Raw genomic sequence first — 3766 nt, forward strand, 5'->3', positions numbered from 1 at the left:
CCAACGGTGGCGGTAGTTAGTCTAACCACAGCTCAACCTGAATTGGGGCGAGCAATTGAAAGTGTGAAAAAGCAAGGCTACCCTTGTAAACACTATATTTTTGTGAATGGCGAGCAATATTACCGCCCAGCCTCAGAAATCATTCAAAAATTTGATAATTTAACGGTGATTTATTCACCGATGGATATTCAAAATCTTAATGAGCTAATTGCGATGTTGGTTAAAGAAGATTTTGTGTTCTATCTGTCTGATAAGGATTTTTTCGCTCCGACTTATATTGAATCGCAAATCAAAAAGGCTCAGTGAACGAAACCGTTTGCCTTTGATCTACTTCACAAAATCAAACATTGATCGCAAAAAAATATCGAAAATCAACCGCTTGCTAGGTAGAATGATTTTGAATGATGATTAGAAATCAAAAGGAGATCGTTATGTCTGAAGTATTTCATTTAGGTTTAACAAAAGCGATGTTAAAAGGGGCAAAAATTGCGATAGTACCGGGAGATCCTGCCAGAAGTGAGCGTATTGCAAAAAAAATGGATAACCCGGAGTTTTTAGCATCTACCCGTGAATTTACCTCTTGGTTAGGTTATGTAGAAGGTGAAGCCGTAGTTATTTGTTCAACGGGGATTGGTGGTCCTTCGGTTTCAATTTGTGTGGAAGAACTCGCTCAATTAGGCGTTCGTACCTTCTTACGCATTGGCACAACAGGTGCAATTCAAGAACATATCAACGTAGGCGATATTTTAATTACCACTGGTGCAGTACGTTTAGACGGTGCAAGCAAACACTTTGCACCAATGGAATATCCGGCTGTAGCAAACTTTGAGTGTACTAACGCACTTTACGCTGCTGCGGTTGATGCAGGTGTTAAACCTTACGTTGGTATTACTGCTTCTTCTGATACGTTCTATCCGGGACAAGAGCGTTACGACACCTTCACAGGCAAAATTTATCGCCATTTTCAAGGTTCATTAAAACAGTGGCAAGATCTCAATGTAATGAATTTTGAAATGGAATCTGCTACGCTCTTTACAATGTGTTCTGCATTAGGTTTACGAGCAGGTATGGTGTCCGGCGTGATTGTAAACCGCACTCAACAAGAAATTCCAAACGAAGCAACAATCCACGAAACCGAACATAAAGCAATTTCTGTTGTGGTAGAAGGGGTAAGAAAATTAATTAAAGGTTAATCTTTAAATTTAAAGATAAAAAGGGTAAATTGTCTTTGTTACAATTTACCCTTTTTTCTTTATGTTTACAAAATATCGTAAAATTCTGTTAGCGGCTGAATGGCATTCAGTGCCGGAGCCGCTTTCTTTTACTCAACAAGACTGGCTTCTGCACGATGGGTCGCTTACTCAAAAGTTACTTGATGTGGCAACCGATTTCAACGTGGAAGTGGTGCAAGAAAAGTGGGTTGCAAAAAATTCGCAAAATCTGACCGCTTGCAATGAAGACTTTTGGTTGAGAGAAGTGTTATTAAAAGATGGTGATACCAATTGGATTTTTGCTCAAACGCTTGTGCCGAGATCAACGATTGAAAATATCGCCCCAAATATACCGACACTTGGTAACGAGCCGATTGGTTTATGGTTGTTTTCTCAAAATCCGATCAGGAAAAAATTAGAGTGGGCTCAAGCAGAAAACGGTTTCTTTGCCCGCCGAGGGGTGTATCAAATCAATGGCTATTTCCTTGAAGTCAAAGAGTTGTTTTTAGAAAACTTTCCTTATTTATAAAAAAATCGGTTGGCATTACACCAACCGATTTTTGATTTTATTTTGCTAGATATTGATAAATCGCAGCCATATCCACTTCGCTCAAGCCTGAATCATTTGCCTGATTATAGGTTTTGGTTGCTTGTTCAATTAACGGATAAGATTTACCTAACTTCGCAATTTCTTCGCTTGCTAAGTTAAAATCTTTCGTCATATGTTTCATCATAAACGCAGGTTGGAACTCGTTCGCTAAGTACATAGGCACTTTTGCTTGGAAAATCGGGCTGTTCATAAACGAACCTGAAATCATCTCAATCACTTGCTCTTTCGGAATACCATACTGATCAGCAAAATTTAATGCCTCACCGTAAGCTTGAACGAAAATGCCTAATAGTGAGTTAATCATTAATTTAATACCACCGGCTTTGCCTACAGAGCCATAATAGAAAGTTGTCGTACTAAATGCAGCGAAAAGCGGCTTGATTTGCTCAACAATTTCTTCTTTACCTGCGGAAAGCACTAATAATTTTCCTGCTTCTGCTACTTTGCTTGAGCCTGAAACAGGTGCTTCCACAAACTCCGCTCCGTGTTCTGCAAGAAGTGCTTCAACCGCTTGGTTTTGACTTGGAGAAATGGTGCTCATATTCACGACTAATTTGCCTTTTAACTGTGCTAAGACCTCAGCACTTAATACTTGCTGAATAGAAGCGTAGTCTGCAATCATTAAGAAAATAATATCGTGAGCTTTCACTAACTCAATAACAGAAGAGTATAATTTACCGCCTGCTGCCACTACTTTCTCTGCTTTTTCAGGACTACGGTTATAAACACCTACTTTTATGCCACTATTAAGTAAATGTTTAGCCATTGGTTCGCCCATTTGACCTAAACCAATCCAACCAATTTCTTGTGTGTTAAATTTTTGCATAATGTTCTCCTTGGTTAAATAATAGAATGATTATTGCGATTTTCGATAATCAAGTCAAATAGAGATAACTTGAATATAACGATGGAAAGGAGTAGCATTTCTGCACTTAATTAATCAGTAAATAACAATGAAACCAACAATTCTTTTATATGACTCCGGAATGGGCGGATTAACGATTTATGATGAAATCCGTAAAGTGCTACCTCACGCTCACTATCTGTATTGCTTTGATAATGCTTTTTTCCCTTATTCCGAGAAATCAGAAACGGTTTTGATTGAACGAGCAGTGAAAATTGTGCAAAAAATTGCAGAAAAACGACCGCTTGATATGGTGGTGGTGGCGTGCAATACAGCAAGCACAGTTGTGCTTCCTGCATTGCGTGAGCATTTTCAGTTTCCAATCGTAGGCACTGTACCGGCTATTAAACCTGCTGCGGCAATTTCTGAAAGTAAAACTATCGGTTTACTAGCCACAAAAGGAACGGTTTCCCGCTCCTATGTTGATGAACTCATTGCAAAATATGCTCGAGATTGCATAGTGGAAAAAATTGGTACAACGGATTTAGTTGAAATTGTAGAAGAAAAACAGAGAACGGGCAGAGTGGATATGGCTCGTTTACAAAAAGTTGTTGAGGATTGGCAAGCTCATTCCACATTAGATACGGTTATTCTTGGTTGCACCCATTTTCCCTTGATAAAAAATGAATTGCAGCAAGTATTACCAAAAGTGAAATACTTTGTTGATCCGGGAATAGGGATTGCTAAACGGGTTTTAAGCTTATTAGGAGAAGGGAAATTTAATCAAAAGAATGATTTAGTTAATGAAGCATTTTGTACCTCAGAAACTTCCTCATTCGAGATTAAACGACAAATTATGCAAGATTGGGGGTTTAATCAACTATCTGTGATTGATGTTTAAGCGATGTTAAGGTTTTTGATGAAAAATAATCCAGTTGATAAAAAACTTTAAAAAAAGGGCTTGCAACAGTTTTAAAAATCTCTATAATGCACCCCACACAACGACGCACTGTTGTGAAGAGATTAAGTTTGATTCCGGTGCGTCGTTTTATTTTGCTCTTTAACAATTTATCAGACAATCTGTGTGGGCACTTGTTGATT

The 3766-nt window shown here is 38.3% G+C and carries 5 protein-coding genes; 4 read left to right on the plus strand and 1 reads right to left on the minus strand.

The genetic code is table 11. The features are described 5' to 3' along the window. From ACJHV0_RS04435 to ACJHV0_RS04445, 3 genes are all read left to right on the plus strand, one after another. Positions 1-306, plus strand: a 306-nt coding sequence (locus ACJHV0_RS04435; protein WP_483133488.1) for a glycosyltransferase, incomplete at its 5' end; no start/stop codon positions are given. A 125-nt stretch (positions 307-431) separates the two neighbouring features. Further along, the gene (udp, locus tag ACJHV0_RS04440) at positions 432-1193 is read left to right on the plus strand and encodes a uridine phosphorylase (protein ID WP_025216331.1); all 762 of its coding nucleotides are present in this window, start codon (positions 432-434) and stop codon (positions 1191-1193) included. 61 nt (positions 1194-1254) lie between these two features. Then, on the plus strand, positions 1255-1740 hold the full coding sequence (locus ACJHV0_RS04445; protein WP_483133489.1) for a chorismate--pyruvate lyase family protein: 486 nt from the start codon (positions 1255-1257) through the stop codon (positions 1738-1740). A 37-nt stretch (positions 1741-1777) separates the two neighbouring features. On the opposite strand, the gene ACJHV0_RS04450 is transcribed toward ACJHV0_RS04445, so the two are convergent. After that, positions 1778-2647, minus strand: coding sequence for an NAD(P)-dependent oxidoreductase (locus tag ACJHV0_RS04450; protein ID WP_483133490.1), 870 nt, complete (start codon positions 2645-2647; stop codon positions 1778-1780). A 127-nt stretch (positions 2648-2774) separates the two neighbouring features. Here ACJHV0_RS04450 and murI point away from each other — a divergent pair, with 127 nt between their 5' ends. Continuing rightward, complete coding sequence (murI, locus tag ACJHV0_RS04455) at positions 2775-3566, plus strand: glutamate racemase (protein WP_483133491.1); 792 nt, start codon at positions 2775-2777, stop codon at positions 3564-3566. Positions 3567-3766 lie beyond the last annotated feature (200 nt).

It is taken from the genome of Mannheimia sp., from assembly GCF_056854775.1.

Bases quoted from the DNA above. Each gene is read 5' to 3' on its own strand.
- udp (WP_025216331.1), top strand. From the start codon at position 432: ATGTCTGAAGTATTTCATTTAGGTTTAACAAAAGCGATGTTAAAAGGG.
- ACJHV0_RS04445 (WP_483133489.1), top strand. From the start codon at position 1,255: ATGTTTACAAAATATCGTAAAATTCTGTTAGCGGCTGAATGGCATTCA.
- ACJHV0_RS04450 (WP_483133490.1), bottom strand. From the start codon at position 2,647: ATGCAAAAATTTAACACACAAGAAATTGGTTGGATTGGTTTAGGTCAA.
- murI (WP_483133491.1), top strand. From the start codon at position 2,775: ATGAAACCAACAATTCTTTTATATGACTCCGGAATGGGCGGATTAACG.